Here is an 18,482-nt window from a genome sequence, read left to right as displayed (position 1 = left end):
AGATATTTAAGGATTGAGGCACTCATCATGGCTGAGCTATCACCTTTTCTGCGCGGGCGCGTCCTTGTAGCAGGAGCCGGCGTTTCTGGCCGCGGGTGCGTGGCGATGCTCGCGCGCCTCGGCGTAGACACCACCGTCGCCGATTCCAACGCAGCGGCCCTATCGACCTTGGAGGAAGAGTTCGGCGTAGCGACGGTATCAACCGACGCTCCAGCACCGGGTGAGTATGACCTGGTGGTGACCTCGCCGGGGTGGCGGCCCGATTCCGCCCTCTTAGACTCCTTCCAGGCCGCCGGCGTGGAGGCCATTGGCGATGTCGAGTTGGCCTACCGCCTCGACCGCGCCGAGGTTTTCGGCCCGAAGCGTACCTGGCTTGTCGTCACTGGCACGAATGGAAAGACCACCACCACGGGGATGCTGACCAAGATTATGCAGGCCGATACCGCCCGCAGCGGGCTGCGCGCCCAAGCCGTGGGCAATATTGGGGTCTCCCTTTTTGATGCCCTGACCGCCACCCCGCGGGTTGACGTGCTGTGCGCCGAGCTTTCGTCCTTCCAATTGCACTGGTCCAGCGAGCTACGCCCCGATGTTGGTGTCTTACTCAACGTGGCCGAAGACCACCTGGATTGGCACGGTTCCTTCGAGGCTTATGCCTGTGCCAAGGCCAAGGCCCTGCACGGCACCCGCGCCGTGGTGGGCAAGGACGATGCCGCGGCGGGCCGCTACGCCAAAGGAATCGACGGCGTATACGGCTTTACCGCCGGCGAACCGGCCGCAGGCGAGGTAGGGGTGAGCGCCGGGCGCTTGGTCTCCAGGCTGGACGGCGAGGACGCCATTGATCTCGCCTCCGCCCAGGGAATCGAGCCGGCCGGCCTTGCGGGAGTCCTCGACGCGGCGGCGGCCGCGAGCGTGGCGCGGTTGGCGGGCGCCAGCTCCGCCGCCATACAGGAAGGCCTGGCCGCCTATGCGGTGGCCGGCCACCGCGGCGCCGTGGTGCACGAGCACGACGGGATTTCTTATATCGATAATTCCAAGGCCACCAACCCACACGCGGCCGATGCCGCCCTAGAGGGATTCGACTCCGTTGTCTGGGTCGCCGGCGGGCAGCTCAAGGGCGCGGACGTGGATGAGCTCATCGCCACCCACGCCGCACGGTTGAAGGCGGCGGTACTGGTGGGCATCGATAAGAGCATCATCGCGGAAGCACTGGCGCGCCGCGCCCCGCAAACCCCGGTTGAGCTCATCGAGGACACCGACCCACAGGCGGCGATGAACGCGGCCGTGCGGACCGCCGCGCAACACGCCGAGGCCGGCGATACCGTCCTCTTGGCGCCGGCTGCGGCATCGTTGGATATGTACACCGGAATGGCCCAACGCGGCGACCTTTTTGCCGCAGCGGCGCGGAATATCGCCCGCGCTGATTAGACCTTTTTAAAAATTAGGAGACTTCATGACGGCCACCTCCCCGCAGCGCCCCCGCGCAAAGAGCATGCGCGAACGCATTAATGACGTGCGCGAACAAGCCCGCCAGCAGGCCGGGCTGGATTATCAGCTGCTGCGCCTGATTATCTTCTCGCTCATCGGCATTGGCGTGGTCATGGTCTTTTCCTCGTCCATGGCCACGTCGCTGACAGAAGATGGCGGCGTGTGGAACCAAGCGCTGCGGCAAACTGCCATGGTCATCATCGGCTTGGGCGCGTTCTGGCTCGGCCTGAAGGTGTCCCCGCAGACGCTGCGCAAATTCATCCCGTGGCTTTTGGCCCTTTCCATCTTGTTGCTGATCGCGGTGCTCATCCCGGGCGTTGGTACCGGCCGCGAGGAGGTGGGTTCCCAGTCGTGGATCTACGTCGGTCCGATTTCCCTGCAGCCGTCCGAGCTCGCGCGCATCACGGTGGGCATGTTCGGTGCCTCGGTCTTGGCGGATAAGGAACATCATTCCCTCAAGCTCTCGGACCCGTTCATGATGTACTCGCTCATCGCTGGTTTAATGTTCCTGCTCATCGTGGGGCAGGGCGACTTGGGCATGGCCTTGTCCTTTGCCCTGGTTGTGGTCTTCACGCTCTTTTTCGCCGGCGTGAACCGGCGCGTGCCCATCATCATCGGCATCCTGTGTGCGCTGGGCTTGGTCGCCGTCTTCCTCATCGGCGGCTTCCGCTCCCACCGTTTCCACACCTATTTCGATGCCCTCTTTGGCAATATTTCCGATACCCAGGGTACGGGCTTTCAGTCTTACCAGGGCTTTCTTTCGCTTGCCGATGGCGGCTTCTGGGGCGTCGGCCTCGGCCAATCGCGCGCCAAGTGGTTCTACCTGCCAGAAGCCAAGAACGACTTCATCTTCGCCATCGTGGGCGAGGAGCTCGGCCTGTGGGGCGGCGCGCTGGTGATCTTCCTCTTCGCTGCCTTGGGTTATGTGGGGCTGCGCACGGCGACCCGCGCGCAGAATCAGTATCAATCCCTGCTGGCTGCGACGCTGACTATCGGCGTGGTGACCCAGGCGTTTATCAATATCGCCTATGTCGTGGGCCTGCTGCCGGTGACCGGTATCCAGCTGCCGATGATTTCTGCGGGTGGCACGGCCGCGATTATCACGATTGGCTCAATGGGCATTTTGTGCAACGTCGCACGCCACGAGCCGATGCAGATCTCTGCGATGCAGAACTTTGGGCGGCCACTGTTTGATCGCCTCTTTTTCATCGGTGAGCCGCAGCCGCCCGCAGCCCGGAAACAGAAATCGCGGGGCCGACACGCCCAGCCGCAGGAGGCACGTCCGCGGGTGCGCGATGAGCGCTACGGCCGGCCGGTGACCGGAAGTGGGCGGAGGTATCCGCGCGCCGAGCACCGCCCGAGGCGGTAGGCGCTGGTAGCCTTTAGGCTATGAATTCCACGCCATTTTCCGTCGTCCTTGCAGGTGGCGGCACTGCAGGACATATTGAGCCCGCCCTTGCCGTCGGTGAAGCTTTGCGCGAGCGCTACGGTGCTCGGATTACTGCATTAGGGACAGAAAAGGGGCTGGAAAGCGATATTATTCCCGCCCGCGGCGTGGACCTGCGCCTGATTACCCCCGTGCCGATTCCCCGCAAGGTGAGCACCAACCTAGCCAAGCTGCCAGTCAAGCTTGCACGCTCTGTGCGCCAAGCGAGGAAGGTCTTAAAGGACGTCGAGGCCGATGTCGTCTTCGGCACCGGAGGTTACGTTTCCGGGCCCGCCTATATCGCGGCGAAGACTTTGGGCATTCCTTTCTACGTCCTCGAGACCAATGCTCTAGCAGGCATGGCCAATAAGCTGGGAGTCAAGCTCGGCGGCATCGGCCTGAACGCCCACGCCAATTCGGGCATGGAGGGCGAGGTCATCGGCATCCCTGTGCGCCCAAGCCTAGCCGCGGCTGCTGCGGATAAGGACGGGAATACCGCCGCGGATGCCCGCACGAAGTGGGATTTGGCGGAGCTGCCCACCATCTTGATTACTGGCGGTTCTCAGGGCGCGGCCAGCATCAACGGGGCTGTGGCGGGCGCTGCGGAGGACCTCACCAAGGACTTCCAGCTCCTGCACGCCTATGGAAAGAAAAACGATCCGCCTAAACCGTACCCGAACTATGCTGCGCTGCCGTATATCGATGACATGGCCGGCGCGCTGGCCGCAGCGGACCTTGTGGTGTGCCGTTCGGGTGCGATGACGGTGGCTGAGGTTACCGCCGCGGGCCTTCTCGCCATCTACATCCCGCTGCCGCACGGCAATGGAGAGCAAGCCTTGAATTCGCGCGAAATGGTAGAGGCCGGCGCTGCGGTGCAGATTCCCGATGCCGAGTTGGGGTCCGAGCGCCTTATCGAAGAGGTCCGCGCCATTCTCGATAACCCAGAGCGCTTGGAATCCATGACGCGGGCCGCAGACCAGTCCACGGCGGGGGATGCGGCGCATATCATCGCTGACCGCATCGCTACCCGCGTGCAGGACGCAGAACTGCAGGTAGGAAAGAAGGACAAGTAAATGACCGATCCCGCACAGTACGATCTTAGCCGCGTCCACCTCATCGGCATCGGCGGCTCCGGAATGTCGGGGCTTGCCCGCATCCTGGCCGCTCGCGGCGCCGTCGTTACCGGCTCCGACGTGAAGGATTCCACCCCGGTGGAGGTATTGCGCTCCATGGGCGCCAAGGTAGCCATCGGCCACGCTGCGGAAAATCTCAAGCTTTCCGGCGAGCTGCCCGCCACCGTCGTGACCTCCTTTGCGGCGATTCCGCAGGATAACCCGGAGCTCGTCGCCGCGCGGGAGAATAATATTCCGCTCATACGGCGCTCGGATCTGCTCGCCGCGCTGATGGAGGGACATACTCAGGTGCTGCTGGCGGGCACGCACGGCAAGACCTCGACGACCTCAATGGCCGTGAGCGCCATGCAGCACGCGGGGCTGGATCCCTCCTTTGCCATCGGTGGCCAGCTCAACCGCGCTGGTACCAATGCACACGGTGGCACCGGCGAGGCCTTTGTTGCCGAGGCCGATGAATCCGATGCCTCGCTCTTGCGCTATAGCCCCGATATCGCCGTTATCACAAACGCGGAGCCGGACCACCTTGACTATTTCCATTCCGCGGACGCCTATTTCAAGGTCTTTGCGGACTTCGCGGACTTGGTCACCCCGGATACCGGTTACCTCGTCGTGTGCGCGGAGGACGAGCATGCCGCCGAGATCGGTGAGCAGGCACTTAGCCGCGGCATCAACGTCATCGGCTATGGCGGCGCGGAGAAAGCGCGTACCACCTCCGTGCCGCTTGCCGCAACGCTGACCGCAGAAGAGACCACTGCCGCCGGCATGGCGTGTACCGTGCAGCTTTCCCTGCCCGGCGTGGAGGAATCCGTGAGCTACCAGCTGCAGATCCCCGGCCACCACATGGTCCTCAACTCCATGGCTGCGCTTATCGCCGGCGTGTTATCGGGCGGCGACCCCAGCACCATTGCGGAGGGGCTCGCGGATTTCAGTGGCGTGCGCCGTCGCTTTGAGTACCGGGGCAGCGTGGACTGGCAGGGCGGTAGCGTCCGCGTCTTCGACGATTATGCCCACCATCCCACCGAGGTTGCCGCGGTGCTGCGGGCCGCGCGCGCCAAGGTGGCGGCCGAGGGCAATGGAGGGCGCGTCATCGCCTGTTTCCAGCCGCACCTGTACTCGCGCACCATGGAATTCGACGCCGAGTTTGCGCAGGCGCTTGCGCTTGCCGATGCCGCCGTTGTACTCGATATCTACGGCGCCCGCGAGCAACCCGTGGAAGGCATTACCTCGCGCATTATCACCAATAAGATGCCGGAAGAGATGGAGGTTATCTTTGAGCCAGACTTTTCCGCCGCAGCCAAGGACGTGGACTCCATCGCACAACCGGGCGATATCATCTTGACCATCGGCGCCGGTTCCATCACCCTCGTGGCCGCGGAAATTCTCGATGAATTGCGGGCCCACTAGTGCGGGTGTCGAAGAAGCTTATTTTCGGCATCGTCGGTGGCCTGCTCGCCCTCGTGCTGCTGGTGGGCATCGCGGTGTGGGCGCTGCCCATCTTTAAGGTGAAAAACTTTGAGGTAGAAGGCGTGCACCAACTCGATGCCGCCCAGGTGCAGGAGGCCGCCGGAGTCCCCGAGGGAGAAAACCTTTTGCGGGTGGACGCGCACGCGGCCGCCAGTAGCGTTGCGAGCCTGGACTGGGCGGATTCGGTGACGGTCTCGCGCGACCTGCCATCGACATTGACGATATCCGTGCAGGAACACAAGCCCGTCGCCTTCGTAAAGCGAGACGACACCACTTTCCTCATCGATGACAAGGGGGAGGAGTTTACCTCCGCAGAGCCTCCTGAAGGTGCGGTGGAGCTTACCGGGGACATCGACAGTGGCTCCTCCGAGGCCCAAGGCGCGGTGGCTGCCATTGCTGCGCTTCCTGATGACGTCCGCCACCAAGTCGCCACCCTCGAAGTCACCGATTCCTATTCCTTGCAGTTCACCACCAAAGATGATCGCCGCATTTTCTGGGGAGCCAGCGATAAAAATAACGATGATAAGGCCCGCGCCTTCGCCACCGTGCTGAAGATGGAGGGCCAAGAATGGAATATCTCTAACCCTGAACTGGTCACTACCCGCGGATAGGGTAGATACCTCGGTGGAAGCTGAGATAGACCCGAAAAATTCCCTGCCGCGCCGCGCCCCAAGCTTATGCGCTGCAGGGTCTTTTAATTTCTCTCTCGGGTGGTGTCAGTGGTGCGGAAGTGGCGGACAAAACCGCAGGCCAGCAACCCTAAAGTGGTACTTGAGAGTCCCGACACGCGTAAAATGAGCATGAAAATTACAGGTGTGTCGTTAAAGATGGAGGGGAACGCGATTCACGCTCGTGAAGCGCATACCATCCTCGTTTAATGCACGTGCAGACTTAAAGTAGCGAAAGGTGAGACCTGCTCACATGATCTCTTCCAACAACAATCTCGCGGATATCAAGGTCGTCGGCGTCGGCGGTGGCGGCGTCAACGCCGTGAACCGCATGATCGAAGAAGGCCTGAAGGGCGTCCAATTCGTCGCCATCAACACCGACTCCCAGGCGCTGATTTTCTCCGATGCCGATACCAAGCTCGACATCGGCCGCGAGGCCACCCGCGGGTTGGGCGCAGGCGCTAACCCTGAGGTGGGCAAGACCTCTGCGGAAGACCACAAGTCCGAAATCGAGGACGCCCTGCAGGGCTCCGATATGGTCTTCGTTACCGCCGGCGAGGGCGGCGGCACCGGTACGGGTGCCGCTCCTGTTGTGGCTTCCATCGCGAAGAAGATGGGCGCGTTGACCGTGGGTGTTGTCACCCGCCCCTTCAAGTTCGAGGGTGCGCGCCGTACCCGCCAGGCCATGGCCGGCATCGAGGAGCTGCGCGAGGTCTGCGATACCCTCATCGTTATCCCCAATGACCGCCTGATGCAGCTCGGTGGGGAAGAGCTTTCCATCGTGGAAGCCTTCCGCGCGGCCGATGAGGTCCTCCACAATGGTGTCCAGGGTATTACCAACCTGATCACCATCCCGGGCATGATCAACGTCGACTTTGCTGACGTTCGCTCCGTCATGTCTGACGCCGGTTCCGCGCTGATGGGCATCGGCTCCGCACGGGGCGATAACCGCGCCATGACCGCCGCCGAGCAGGCCATCAACTCGCCGCTATTGGAATCCACGATGGAAGGCGCCAAGGGCGTGCTGCTTTCCATCGCCGGCGGCTCCGACCTGGGCCTGCACGAGGTCAATTCCGCGGCCTCCATGGTCGAAGAACGCGCCGATGAAGACGTCAACCTCATCTTCGGCACCATCATTGATGACACCTTGGGCGATGAAATCCGCATCACCATCATCGCCACCGGTTTCGACGCCGAGGCCAATGCCGCCCAGGCAGCATCGGGTAAGCGCGCCTCCGAGCAGCGCAAGCCCGGCTCGCTCTTTGATAACCGCGACCGCGAGTCCGGAAACTCCGCCACCCCGGCGCCCGCGCAGCCCGCCGCCGATGACTACGCACCGCGCCACTCCTATGAGCCGCGCGCCGGCCAGGGTGGCGTGGAGGATCGCCGCGCTGATGAGCGCCGCGTAGACGATCGTCGTTACGATGACCGTCGCGTGGAAGAACGCCGCCCCGAGGAGCGCCGCAGTGAGTCTGGCGGCCTGTTCACCAACTCCGATCGCTTCCGCGAGGAGCGTCGCGAAGACTACCGCCTGTCCCGGCCAAGCCAGCGCCGCGATGATGATGGCGACGACGATCTCGATGTGCCGTCCTTCATGCGCTAAGCGCAAACCGCTACGCTGGTGTGCATGCCAGTAAACGAGGAACATCGCACCAGCCGCCCCGTCCGCATGGTTTTTACCAGCCGTGCAGGCGGGGCGTCTGCATATCCCTATGAGTCTTTTAATCTTGGCGGCCACGTCGGCGACGATCCCGCCAACGTGGCGGCTAACCGCGAGCGCCTCTTGCGCGTTACCGGGCTCGAGAACATCGTGTGGATGGAACAGCTGCACACCAATACGGTCACCGTCATCGATGGCCCGCAAGAGTCCCCGGTGCCAGCAACAGATGCGATTGTCACCACGCAGCGCCGGCTTGGCCTTGGTGTTCTCGTCGCGGATTGCACGCCCGTGCTGCTTGTCGATGTCCCCGCCGGCGTCATCGCCGCCATCCACGCCGGCCGGCTCGGTGCCCGCAACGGCATCGTGGTCAATACCGTGCGCGAGATGCAGAAACTTGGCGCCCAACCGGAGAGAATCCAGGCGGTCATGGGGCCTGCCGCATCCGGGAAAAACTACGAGGTGCCGGAAGACATGGCCAACGATGTCGAACGGCGCCTTCCCGGTTCGAAATGTAGGACCGAAAAGGGGACGTGGGGCATCGACGTGCGCGCGGGGCTTATCCGCCAATTGATGGGCCTGGGTATTACTAATATCGATTCGGATCCGCGCTGCACCATTGAGGACACGGATTTCTTTTCTTATCGCCGCGAAGGAACCACGGGCCGCCAGGCCGGTGTGATTTGGTTGGAGGCTAATCATGAGTAACCGGAAACAAGAACTGGCAGATAATCTCGCCGCAACGAGGGAACACATCAGCGCCATTGCAGCTGAGCATGACCGACCGGCACCGCAGCTATTGGTCGTGACCAAGTTCCATCCCGCAGAGGATATTGCCCTTCTAGCGGAGCTCGGGGTAGAGGACGTGGCGGAAAACCGCGAGCAAGAAGCCCGGGCAAAGGCGCAGGAGCTAGAGCAGCTGCGCTTCCACATGATTGGCCAGATTCAAACCAAGAAGGCCAACCACGTCGCGCGGTGGGCCGCCAGCGTGCATTCTGTGGATTCGGTGAAGCTGGCCAAGGCACTGGACCGCGGCGTGGGCCTCGCGCACGAGCGCGGTGAGCGAGACACTAACCTTCCGGTATTTATTCAGGTCTCCGCCGATGGCGATACCTCCCGTGGTGGAGTAGTCCGCGAGGAGCTGGATGAGGTCATCGAGGCTGTCGAAGCGGCGGATCACCTAGAATTCGCCGGGCTCATGGTGGTTCCTCCCCTTGATGCCGATGCGCAGGAGGTATTTTCTACGGTGCGCGCAGACGTGGATCGCCTGTCCGAGCGCCTCGGCCGGCAGCTTAAACTATCGGTCGGGATGAGCGCGGATATGGATGCGGCGATTGCCGCGGGCACGGATATTGTGCGTGTCGGAACCAGCATCATGGGAAAGCGCCCAGTAGGTTAAAAATATCGCAAAAGCGCATTTCACAGCGTAAATCACATGAGTCACATCATTCACATTTGCGCGCTTGAACTTGAACAAATTTAGGTCAGAGGGAGACCCAAAAATGTCATTCATTGATAGGACGAAGAATTTCTTCGGGCTTGGTCCGATGGATTTCGAAGAAGACGACGCCTACTACAACGACGAGCCGCGCTACGCGGGCAACGGAGCTGCCACTTCTGCGGCCTACGCCCCGCGCCGCGCCCCGCAGGCTTACGAGTCGGCCCCAGCGCCAGCGCCCGTCGAGGAAAAGTTCGTTCCGACTATCGTGGCAATCTCCCTGACCTCGTTCAACGACGCCGCCAAGGTGGGCGAGCCCTTCCGCGACGGCGATGCAGTGGTCTTTGAGCTTACCGATGCCGAGCGCGGCACCGCCAAGCGCTTCATCGACTTCGCCGCAGGCCTCTGCTTCGGCCTGGAAGGCCGCATGCTCAACCTGTCGAAGGGCATGGACACCCAGCGCAAGGTATTCGCCGTCGTGCCTAAGTCCGCCGATATTGCCAAGCCTGAACTAGAGCGCGCCGCCGGCCTGCGCTAGGACCGCGGGCTAGCTACAACGACGCACATCCCATTAACCCCCGTACGGTGCGCAATGCGCACGTGCGGGGGACTATTCGATAGGCTGAGTAATCGTGACTGAAATTGGAATTATTCTCATCTTCTTGGTGAGGGTTTATACATGGGTATTGATCGCCCGGATTATTATCGAGATGATCCAATCCTTCTCGCGGCAATTCAATCCCCCGCGCTGGTTCATGATCATCGCTGAACCCCTTTTCGCCATCACGGACCCACCGGTCAAAGCGCTGCGCCGGGTTATTCCTCCGCTGCAGATGGGTGGAATCGCGCTGGACGTTTCCGTCTTGGTGCTATTTTTTATCCTCTCGTTCCTGACAATTTTCCTGCAGGCCATTTTCTTGTAGGACAACCCCGCATCACCCCGTAACCTGTGGTAGACATTGAGAGTCAGCGTTACGTCCATTATTGTGGACTTTCGGTTACAATAAAATGCGATAACCCGTATTATGAACCACATATAACTTTGTGGGGAAGGTTTAGATAAACTGGAACCGCAGCTCCTAAGGCCCTGGAACCTCCGGGGTTGTATCAACTCGAAGGGGAAGACAAGTCATGCCACTGTCACCAGCTGATGTACACAACGTCGCGTTCAGCAAGCCGCCGATTGGCAAGCGTGGCTACAACGAGGATGAGGTAGATCAGTTCCTCGACCTCGTTGAGGATGCCCTTGCCCAATTGCAGGATGAAAATGAAGACCTGCAGGCGCAGGTGAGCGATCTTAGCTCCGGGTCCAAGGCCGGCGGAGCAGGGGCTGGTGCCGCAGCCGCCGCAACCTCTGGCGCAGATGAAGAAGCTCTGCGTAAGGAGATTGAGGCCAAGCTGCGCGCTGAGTATGAAACCAAGTTGGCAGATTCCAAGTCCGAGGTCTCTCGCGCCAAGGAAGAAACCAAGAAAGCCCAGGAGCAGGTCAAGGCCGCCCAGGCCGAGGCCGCAAAGGCCAAGGAGAGCGGTGCCGATGCCCCGGCAGCTGGCGCCACCGCCGCCGCTAATACCGCCGAGCTCAAGGCGGCTCGCGATGAGGCTGCGAAGGCTAAGAAGGAAGCCGAGGAGGCTCGCACCGAGGCCAAGCAGGCCAAGAAGGAGCTGGAGTCTTCCCAGCGCGAGAACGAGAGCCTGAAGAAGTCCGCTTCCGCCGCTGGCTCCTCGAACTCGGCTGCCTCCAACGCCGCAGCGGCCGCTGCAGGTGCTGGTGTAGCACAGGGCGCAGACGGCCTGGCTACCCCTGATACGCACATGCAGGCAGCCCGCGTGCTGGGCTTGGCCCAGGAGATGGCGGACCGCCTGACCTCTGAGGCTCGCGCCGAGTCTGAGTCCATGCTGTCTGAGGCCCGCACGGCTGCAGAAAAGCAGCTTTCCGATGCTGACTCTCGTTCCAAGGCACAGCTTGCCGAGGCGCAGAAGAAGTACGACACTCAGGTGCAGGACGCAGAAACCCGCTCCAAGAAGCTGGTTTCGGAGGCAGAGTCCAAGGCTCAGCAGACCGAGTCCGATGCTTCCTCCCGTGCCGAGGCCCAGATTCGCCAGGCAGAGGAGAAGGCCGCATCGCTGCAGGCGGATGCCGAGAAGAAGCACACTGAAGTGATGAACACGGTCAAGCAGCAGCAGACCGCTTTGGAGGCACGCATTTCCGAGCTGCGCACCTTCGAGCGCGAGTACCGCACCCGCTTGAAGACCCTCCTCGAGTCCCAGCTGGAAGAGCTCGAGACCCGCGGAACCGCCGCACCAAATGGCGATGCCGGCAAGAACTAAGAAAGCTGGTTGGCAGTAACTAAGCCAAATTAGTTACCCGTAGCGCCCACGCCTCTAGGGGAGTGGGCGCTATTGTGGTTTTATCCCCGCTATGATTGTTCCCATCGCTTCTTTTTAACCCCTGAGAGGAACTGCCATGCTCGTTGCCGCCCTCGTCCTTGCCCTTGTGGCCTTCGTGGCTTTGGTGACGTATGTCTTAAATACCGCCGACTGGGCGTTGTACCTCGTCTTTATCGCAGCGGGTTCGGGCATCGTTTTGTTTATTATCGATTGGGCGCGCAAGTACCGTGCGGATAATAATGCCCTTGAAGAAGACTTGTCCCAAGGCTGGAAGCAGAACTAGGGCTCCTCATTGCTCAAATTTGTCTAGGGCCGCTTAGTTTCGGTGTGGTTTGGTTGATTCGGTCGAAGTGAGCGGCCAGAAAGAATCTCCATGCATTTACGGCATGCCAAAGTAGGCGCACGCCTGCGCCTTAACTGGCTGGGGGCCAAGCGCCGTTTCCAGGCGCCCTAAACGCACCACCCGTGATCATTCGCAACATCTGAGGATTAAAGGATCGCGGTTTCCTCGGATCCGGCCTCGGACTCCCCTTTGGTTTCCCTGGCGGGTCCCAGTCGGAATTCCAGGCGGGAAGCCGTCACGAGGTCCCGGATAACTTCTGTCTAATCCGGGGGTTCCCACCGGATGGTCCCATTCCTGCGGACGAGGTGTCCGCGCAGTGGTGGGGCATTGGGGTCATCGTCGTTGACCCCGTTGTGGTAGGCGCAGGCTGTGGATAAGTTACCTATGTTGGTCAATCCACCGTGCAACCACGGCTCCATATGATGAATCTGACATTCGTCAGCGGGCTTATTGCACCGCGGCCACGGGCAGATTGGGTTTTCTGCCGCGGCCATCAGGCGTTGTTTCGCATTGGCGAAGCGCTCCGTGCGGTACAAGTTCACCGCTCCCTCATAGGGACTAATGAGGGTAATCAGCCCGCGTTTCTTCAGCGCGCGCTCGAGGTACTCGGCGCCGGTAAGAGTAGCGCCATTGGTCATTTGGAGCTGGATTTCCTCGCCATCGCCGTTGATGATGCGCACGTAGTCCTCCAGGTTGACCAGGACGTTGGTCATCACCGTGGTCTTTACGGCGGAGCCGCCGCCGAAAAAGGTCTGTTCCACCGCCTCTAGCGGTTTCTTGTCGCTCTCTTTTAGCGCGGCATGCAGGTCCGCAATAAGCGAGGAGCGCGCATCGATGGCCAAAGTCCACGGCGCATTCTTGCGGCGAATGATGCGCACACCAGGCTTAACCTTTTTCTTTTTCGCAGGTAGCTTGGATTTTGCCAGCTTTTCTAGGTCCGCCGTGCTGGCATTGGTGGTGCAGAGTTGCTCGCGGAGGAGCCAGGCATCGAAAAGCGTGGGCATCTTGCGGGCATACTTTTCGATGATGGATAACGCCACAATGGAATGCCCGTTGCGGCGGGCACCTTCCATGGCGCGCCGGCGCCGACCGGTGAATTTTGTATTCCCGCAATAAGCCTCTTTGAGCAGGATAAGTTCCCGTGCCGTGTGTTCTGTTGCGCCGTGCGCCCGAAGATCGTCCTCAGACATGCCAGCGCACCCGGCGACGATATCCATCCCCGGGGCCATAGATGCTAAGTAATTTTCGAGCGCGTTCATGCTTCATAATCTATGGCTGCACGCAACCGCGTACAACAGTAAATTTTCTACCTGTGGATAACTTTTGTGCACAGCGTTCTTGTGGCGCTATACTGGCGGGCACATGCGATGATCCGGCCATCACCGGGGGAGCAATTCAGAAGAACGGCCAGAAGGCTCAGTAGAACTGAACGGGTGGGACCGTTATCTCCTTCACCGAAACGAAGCGGAGCTTTTAGCTCAAGCAGGGTGGTACCGCGAGCCATTGGCCCGTCCCTGCATCAAGTTATAGCGTGAAGGAAGATAATGGTGAAAAAGATTTACCCCAAGGTCGATATGACCGGCGGCTCGAGCCGTTTCCCGGATATGGAAGAAGAAGTCCAGAAGTACTGGAAGCAGGACGATACGTTTCAGGCTTCTTTGGAAAAGACCAAGGACTGCCCCGAATACATCTTTTATGACGGCCCTCCCTTTGCCAATGGCCTGCCGCACTACGGCCACCTGCTGACCGGTTACGTCAAGGATATCGTGCCGCGCTATCGCACGATGGCCGGAAATTACGTCCCCCGCGTCTTTGGCTGGGATACCCACGGCCTGCCAGCGGAGCTGGAGGCGGAAAAGCAGCTCGGGATCACCGATAAAGCCCAGATCGAGGACATGGGCCTGGACAAGTTCAACGAGTACTGCGCAAAGTCGGTGCTGGAATACACCGATGAGTGGGAAGACTACGTCAACCGCCAGGCCCGCTGGGTGGACTTTGACAATGGCTACAAGACCATGGATATCAACTTCATGGAATCGGTCATGTGGGCGTTCAAGGAGCTCTATGACAAGGGCCTGATCTACAAGGGTTTCCGCGTGCTGCCTTACTCCTGGGCGGAGCATACCTCCCTGTCCAACCAGGAAACGCGCCTGGATGATTCCTATAAGATGCGCCAGGATCCCACCTTGACGGTGACCTTCCCGGTCGCAGGCGCTCGCGAGGGCACCGCGGCGGAAAAGACGCTGGCGGATTACCCCGCGCTTGCCGATGCCTCCTTCCTCGCCTGGACCACCACCCCCTGGACCTTGCCGTCCAACGAGGCGCTGGCGGTTCACCCGGAGGTCTCCTACGCACTATTTAAGGCCACCGACGGCGAGTTCGCCGGCCGCACGTTCATAATGGCCGACAACCTGCTGGGCACCCTGGAAAAGGAACTAGGTGAGGCCGAGGTGCTAGACACCTTCACTGGCGCGCAACTCGAGGGCTTTAAGTACGAGCCGATCTTCGGCTTCTTCCCGGACCTGCGCAATGCCTACCAGGTGCTATTGGCAGACTACGTCACCACCGAAGATGGTACGGGTGTTGTCCACCAGTCACCTGCCTTTGGTGAAGACGATATGAATACCACCAACGAGTATGACATCGAGTTGGTGGTCCCGGTGGATGAGGACGGTAAGTTCACCTCCCAGGTCCCGCCGTACGAGGGCCAGCTGGTCTTCGATGCGAATAAATCCATCATCAAGGATCTCAAGGCTGCTGGGCGAGTGGTGCGCCACGTGACCATCGAGCACTCCTACCCCCACTCTTGGCGCTCGGGCGAGCCGCTTATCTACATGGCGCTGCCCGCTTGGTTTGTGAAGGTCACCGAATTCCGTGATCGCATGGTGGAGCTCAACCACAACGAGATCGAGTGGTTGCCAGGGCACATCCGCGATGGCCAATTTGGCAAGTGGCTGGAAGGTGCCCGCGACTGGAATATCTCGCGCACCCGCTACTGGGGCGCGCCCATCCCGGTGTGGATGTCCGATGATGACGAGTACCCGCGCATGGACGTCTACGGCTCTTTGGATGAGCTGGAGAGGGACTTCGGCAAGCGCCCGGAGTCGCTGCACCGCCCGCACATTGATGAGCTGACCCGCCCCAACCCGGACGATCCCACCGGTAAATCCACCATGCGCCGCGTGCCGGACGTGCTGGACTGCTGGTTCGAGTCCGGGTCCATGCCGTTTGCGCAAAAGCACTACCCGTTTGAAAACAAGGAGTGGTTTGAAACCCATTCGCCGGCGGACTTCATCGTGGAGTACTCCGGGCAAACCCGCGGCTGGTTCTACCTGCTGCACGTGCTGTCCACCGCGCTCTTTGACCGCCCAGCGTTCAAGAAGGTCGTGGCCCACGGTATCGTCTTGGGCAACGACGGGCTTAAGATGTCCAAGTCCAAGGGTAACTACCCGGACGTCAACGAGGTCTTTGACCGCGACGGTTCCGATGCCATGCGCTGGTTCCTGATGTCCTCGCCCATTCTGCGCGGCGGCAACCTCATCGTCACCGAGCAGGGCATCCGCGAAGGCGTGCGCCAGGCGCTGCTCCCCATCTGGAATGCGTACACCTTCCTGCAGCTCTACGCCGAGCAGGACGCCAAGTTCGATACGAGTTCCACGCACGTGCTCGACCGCTACATCCTGGCTAAGACCCACGACCTTGTGGCGAATGTCGATGCCGCTCTGGCGGGGACCGATATCGCCACCGCTACCGAAGAGGTTCGCCTTTTCGCCGATGTGCTGACCAACTGGTACGTCCGTCGCTCCCGCGATCGCTTCTGGGGTGGCGAGGACTCCAACCCAGAGGCCTTCAACACCCTCTACACCGTTTTGGAGACCACTACGCGCGTGGTTGCCCCGCTGTTGCCGCACGTCGCCGAGGTCATCTACCGCGGCCTGACCGGTGAGCGCTCTGTGCACTTGGCGGACTTCCCGAAGGCCGAGGACTACCCCGCGGATGCGGACCTGGTGTCTGCCATGGACGCCACCCGCGCGGTGGCATCGGCTGCGTCCTCGGTGCGCAAGGCCAATAAGCTGCGCAACCGCCTGCCGCTGCCAAAGCTCACCGTGGCCTTCGCGGGCTCGCAGAGCCTGGCGGACTTCGCCGATATTATCCGCGACGAGGTCAACGTCAAAGAGGTTGAGCTTACTGATGATGTCGATTCCGTCGGCACCTTCCAGGTGGTCTGCAACGCCAAGGTTGCCGGCCCGCGCTTGGGCAAGGATGTCCAGCGCGCCATCAAGAACCTCAAGGCGGGCAACTACGAGCGCCGCGGCGATGAGGTCGTGGTAGACGGTGACATCGTTTTGAGTCCTGAGGAATACACCGAGCGTTTGCAAGCTGCGAACCCAGACTCCACCGCCCGCATCGAGGGCTTGGATGGCCTCGTCGTCCTGGATACCGAGGTCACCGAAGAGCTCGAGGCCGAAGGCTGGGCCGCCGATGTTATCCGCGGCCTGCAGGATGCCCGCAAGAACTCCGGCTTCGACGTATCTGACCGCATCTCCGTGGTCCTTTCCGTGCCCGAAGATAAGAAGGAGTGGGCGCAGCGCCACGCTGAGACCATCGCGGGCGAGGTGCTGGCAACGGAGTTCTCCGTGGTCACCGAGCCGCTTGCCGATGCCCACGATATCCTCATCGGAGTCACCGCCACCGTAGCCAAGAACTAAGAGCGTATAGCGCCAACCTGAAGCGGCCCGGCCGGATGCTATCTACAGCGTTCGGCCGGGCCGCTGCTTTTATCAGGTTTGCGCTGCATTTTCCTCTAAGCTCCGGAAGGATAGAAGGAATAGGGGAGTAGACTGGCGGCCGAATTCCCCGACGTGAGGAAGGTAGCCGTGACAGAGAGCGATTCTTTAACGCCCGCAGAAATTATCCGCAGCGGCCGAGGAGTACTCGGCATTGAAGTCGGCTCGACGCGTATTAAAGCGTGCCTCATCGACAGCTCCGGACGGGTCATCGCAACCGGTTCTCATCGCTGGGAAAGCGACTATGTAGATGGCCACTGGAGCTACGCACTAGATGATGTGTGGGATGGTCTGCGTGCCGCCTACGCTGATTTGAACGCAGAGATACGTGAGCTCACGGGGGAAAGGCTCACCCGGCTAGCAGCTATTGGCATATCTGGGATGATGCATGGCTACTTGGCTTTCAATAAGTCCGCTGAACAGCTCGTGCCCTTTCGCACTTGGCGCGATACCTATACGGGCGAAGCCGCGAAGAAACTATCGGAACTCTTCGACGTTAATATTCCAATGCGCTGGTCCGTCGCCCATTTCTATCAGGCTTTGCTGGACGGCGAGCCACACGTTGGCGACGTCGATTTTCTGACAACCTTGTCCGGCTATATCCACTGGCAGTTAACGGGTCAGAAAGTTCTCGGCGTGGGGGATGCCTCTGGCATGTTTCCTATTGACCCTCAAACGGCGTCCTACGATGAGGCGGCGCTCGCGAAATTCCGCAGAGAAATTGGGCGAGACTTCGCAGAGTTATTGCCCGAGTCCTTGTCTGCGGGCGCGGCCGCGGGTGCCCTTGAGCACCCAGAACTCCTGGATCCCAGCGGAGCGCTGCAGGCCGGCGCGGTGGCATGCCCGCCTGAAGGCGATGCTGGAACGGGCATGGTGGCCACGAATACCGTCAGCATCAATACGGGCAACGTGAGCGTGGGTACCTCGATTTTTGCAATGCTTGTTCACCAAAAGCCCTTGAGTAAGTCCTATCCCGAAATTGACCCGGTGACCACACCGACGGGTCTGCCAGTGTCGATGGTGCACTGTAATAACGGCGCGCAGGAAATTTCGGATTGGATCTCGCTGTTTAGCGATGTAGCAGTGGCGTTCGGCACCAAGAACATTGACCACATCGACGATGTATATACGGCCATTTTGACCGAGGCATTACGCGGTGAACTGGATGCCGGCGGGGTAGTGGTCTATCCCTACCGGGCCGGTGAACCGATTGCGGGTTTGATTGAAGGGCGTCCCATGGTGGCGCGGACACCCGATGCGAATTTCTCCCTTGCTAACCTCATGCGCGCCAACCTGTATAGCGTCTTTGCATCGCTGGCGCTGGGTATGCGCTTGCTAGAGCAGGAAGGTATTTCCGTGGACGTCGTCCAAGCTCACGGTGGGATTTTCCGCACGGTTGGCGTAGCGCAGCGCTTCCTGGCAGCCGCGTTGAAAACACCAGTGGCCGTGGCGCAGTCCGCTAGCGAAGGTGGTGCCTGGGGAATCGCGTTGCTGGCGAACTACATGGGCTCGGATAAAGACTTTGCGGCTTACCTCAACGATGAGATTGCCAGCAGCAATAATACTGGGCGCGTCCGTCAGCCCGATCCGCGCGATGTCGCGGGCTTTGCTACCTACCTCGAGCGATTCATAGTAGCGGTCAACTGGGAAAGTACCGGTGACTAGGCCATCGAGCTTGTCATAAAGGTGAGCC

General features: G+C 60.8%; 15 protein-coding genes. 14 read left to right on the top strand and 1 reads right to left on the bottom strand.

Annotation, left to right across the window (positions count from 1 at the left end):
* Positions 1-27 precede the first annotated feature (27 nt).
* The 12 genes from murD to ABRP86_RS07435 all read left to right on the top strand — a co-directional run bounded on the left by murD (position 28) and on the right by ABRP86_RS07435 (position 11,942).
* Positions 28-1,425 (top strand): UDP-N-acetylmuramoyl-L-alanine--D-glutamate ligase, encoded by a 1,398-nt coding sequence (gene murD, locus ABRP86_RS07490; protein WP_349863499.1) that lies wholly within the window; start codon positions 28-30, stop codon positions 1,423-1,425.
* 25 nt (positions 1,426-1,450) lie between these two features.
* Positions 1,451-2,854, top strand: coding sequence for an FtsW/RodA/SpoVE family cell cycle protein (locus tag ABRP86_RS07485; RefSeq protein ID WP_023023073.1), 1,404 nt, complete (start codon positions 1,451-1,453; stop codon positions 2,852-2,854).
* A gap of 20 nt (positions 2,855-2,874) precedes the next feature.
* Positions 2,875-3,984 (top strand): undecaprenyldiphospho-muramoylpentapeptide beta-N-acetylglucosaminyltransferase, encoded by a 1,110-nt coding sequence (gene murG, locus ABRP86_RS07480; protein ID WP_349863496.1) that lies wholly within the window; start codon positions 2,875-2,877, stop codon positions 3,982-3,984.
* Entirely contained in the window at positions 3,985-5,448 is a 1,464-nt protein-coding gene (gene murC, locus ABRP86_RS07475; protein ID WP_349863494.1) for a UDP-N-acetylmuramate--L-alanine ligase, read from the top strand.
* Positions 5,448-6,119, top strand: coding sequence for a cell division protein FtsQ/DivIB (locus tag ABRP86_RS07470; RefSeq protein ID WP_349863491.1), 672 nt, complete (start codon positions 5,448-5,450; stop codon positions 6,117-6,119). The genes murC and ABRP86_RS07470 overlap by 1 nt, the downstream gene beginning before the upstream one ends.
* A 310-nt stretch (positions 6,120-6,429) precedes the next feature.
* Positions 6,430-7,779, top strand: a complete 1,350-nt coding sequence (gene ftsZ, locus ABRP86_RS07465; RefSeq protein ID WP_349863489.1) for a cell division protein FtsZ — start codon at positions 6,430-6,432, stop codon at positions 7,777-7,779.
* 24 nt (positions 7,780-7,803) lie between these two features.
* Positions 7,804-8,541: a peptidoglycan editing factor PgeF gene (gene pgeF / locus ABRP86_RS07460; RefSeq protein ID WP_023023065.1), complete on the top strand. Its 738-nt coding sequence runs from the start codon at positions 7,804-7,806 to the stop codon at positions 8,539-8,541.
* Positions 8,534-9,232, top strand: coding sequence for a YggS family pyridoxal phosphate-dependent enzyme (locus ABRP86_RS07455; RefSeq protein ID WP_349863486.1), 699 nt, complete (start codon positions 8,534-8,536; stop codon positions 9,230-9,232). The genes pgeF and ABRP86_RS07455 overlap by 8 nt, the downstream gene beginning before the upstream one ends.
* Positions 9,233-9,335: 103 nt before the next feature.
* On the top strand, positions 9,336-9,809 hold the full coding sequence (locus ABRP86_RS07450; protein ID WP_023023060.1) for a cell division protein SepF: 474 nt from the start codon (positions 9,336-9,338) through the stop codon (positions 9,807-9,809).
* A gap of 94 nt (positions 9,810-9,903) precedes the next feature.
* A complete protein-coding gene (locus ABRP86_RS07445) occupies positions 9,904-10,194 on the top strand; it encodes a YggT family protein (protein WP_023023058.1) in 291 nt (96 codons plus the stop codon).
* Between the two features lie 208 nt (positions 10,195-10,402).
* Positions 10,403-11,599 (top strand): DivIVA domain-containing protein, encoded by a 1,197-nt coding sequence (locus ABRP86_RS07440; RefSeq protein ID WP_349852681.1) that lies wholly within the window; start codon positions 10,403-10,405, stop codon positions 11,597-11,599.
* Positions 11,600-11,735: 136 nt separating this feature from the next.
* On the top strand, positions 11,736-11,942 hold the full coding sequence (locus ABRP86_RS07435; RefSeq protein ID WP_284609075.1) for a zinc-binding dehydrogenase: 207 nt from the start codon (positions 11,736-11,738) through the stop codon (positions 11,940-11,942).
* 320 nt (positions 11,943-12,262) lie between these two features.
* Here ABRP86_RS07435 and ABRP86_RS07430 read toward each other — a convergent pair whose 3' ends face one another.
* Positions 12,263-13,261, bottom strand: coding sequence for an HNH endonuclease signature motif containing protein (locus ABRP86_RS07430; protein ID WP_349863483.1), 999 nt, complete (start codon positions 13,259-13,261; stop codon positions 12,263-12,265).
* A gap of 285 nt (positions 13,262-13,546) precedes the next feature.
* On the opposite strand from ABRP86_RS07430, the gene ileS reads away from it, so the two are divergent.
* Together ileS and ABRP86_RS07420 are read left to right on the top strand one after the other, a co-directional pair.
* Positions 13,547-16,711, top strand: a complete 3,165-nt coding sequence (gene ileS, locus ABRP86_RS07425; protein ID WP_349863480.1) for an isoleucine--tRNA ligase — start codon at positions 13,547-13,549, stop codon at positions 16,709-16,711.
* A gap of 168 nt (positions 16,712-16,879) precedes the next feature.
* Positions 16,880-18,454, top strand: a complete 1,575-nt coding sequence (locus ABRP86_RS07420) for a xylulokinase (protein ID WP_349863478.1) — start codon at positions 16,880-16,882, stop codon at positions 18,452-18,454.
* Positions 18,455-18,482: the final 28 nt, after the last annotated feature.

This window comes from Corynebacterium sp. KPL3927 (assembly GCF_040225835.1).
Lineage (GTDB): Bacteria > Actinomycetota > Actinomycetes > Mycobacteriales > Mycobacteriaceae > Corynebacterium.
This window is presented reverse-complemented; position numbering and strand designations above follow the sequence as displayed.

What these genes read in the sequence shown, in the direction of transcription:
- ABRP86_RS07440 (WP_349852681.1), top strand. Translation starts at nt 10,403, where the DNA reads ATGCCACTGTCACCAGCTGATGTACACAACGTCGCGTTCAGCAAGCCG.
- pgeF (WP_023023065.1), top strand. Translation starts at nt 7,804, where the DNA reads ATGCCAGTAAACGAGGAACATCGCACCAGCCGCCCCGTCCGCATGGTT.
- ftsZ (WP_349863489.1), top strand. Translation starts at nt 6,430, where the DNA reads ATGATCTCTTCCAACAACAATCTCGCGGATATCAAGGTCGTCGGCGTC.
- ABRP86_RS07435 (WP_284609075.1), top strand. Translation starts at nt 11,736, where the DNA reads ATGCTCGTTGCCGCCCTCGTCCTTGCCCTTGTGGCCTTCGTGGCTTTG.
- ABRP86_RS07450 (WP_023023060.1), top strand. Translation starts at nt 9,336, where the DNA reads ATGTCATTCATTGATAGGACGAAGAATTTCTTCGGGCTTGGTCCGATG.
- ABRP86_RS07485 (WP_023023073.1), top strand. Translation starts at nt 1,451, where the DNA reads ATGACGGCCACCTCCCCGCAGCGCCCCCGCGCAAAGAGCATGCGCGAA.
- ABRP86_RS07430 (WP_349863483.1), bottom strand. Translation starts at nt 13,261, where the DNA reads ATGAACGCGCTCGAAAATTACTTAGCATCTATGGCCCCGGGGATGGAT.
- ileS (WP_349863480.1), top strand. Translation starts at nt 13,547, where the DNA reads ATGGTGAAAAAGATTTACCCCAAGGTCGATATGACCGGCGGCTCGAGC.
- murG (WP_349863496.1), top strand. Translation starts at nt 2,875, where the DNA reads ATGAATTCCACGCCATTTTCCGTCGTCCTTGCAGGTGGCGGCACTGCA.
- ABRP86_RS07455 (WP_349863486.1), top strand. Translation starts at nt 8,534, where the DNA reads ATGAGTAACCGGAAACAAGAACTGGCAGATAATCTCGCCGCAACGAGG.
- murC (WP_349863494.1), top strand. Translation starts at nt 3,985, where the DNA reads ATGACCGATCCCGCACAGTACGATCTTAGCCGCGTCCACCTCATCGGC.
- murD (WP_349863499.1), top strand. Translation starts at nt 28, where the DNA reads ATGGCTGAGCTATCACCTTTTCTGCGCGGGCGCGTCCTTGTAGCAGGA.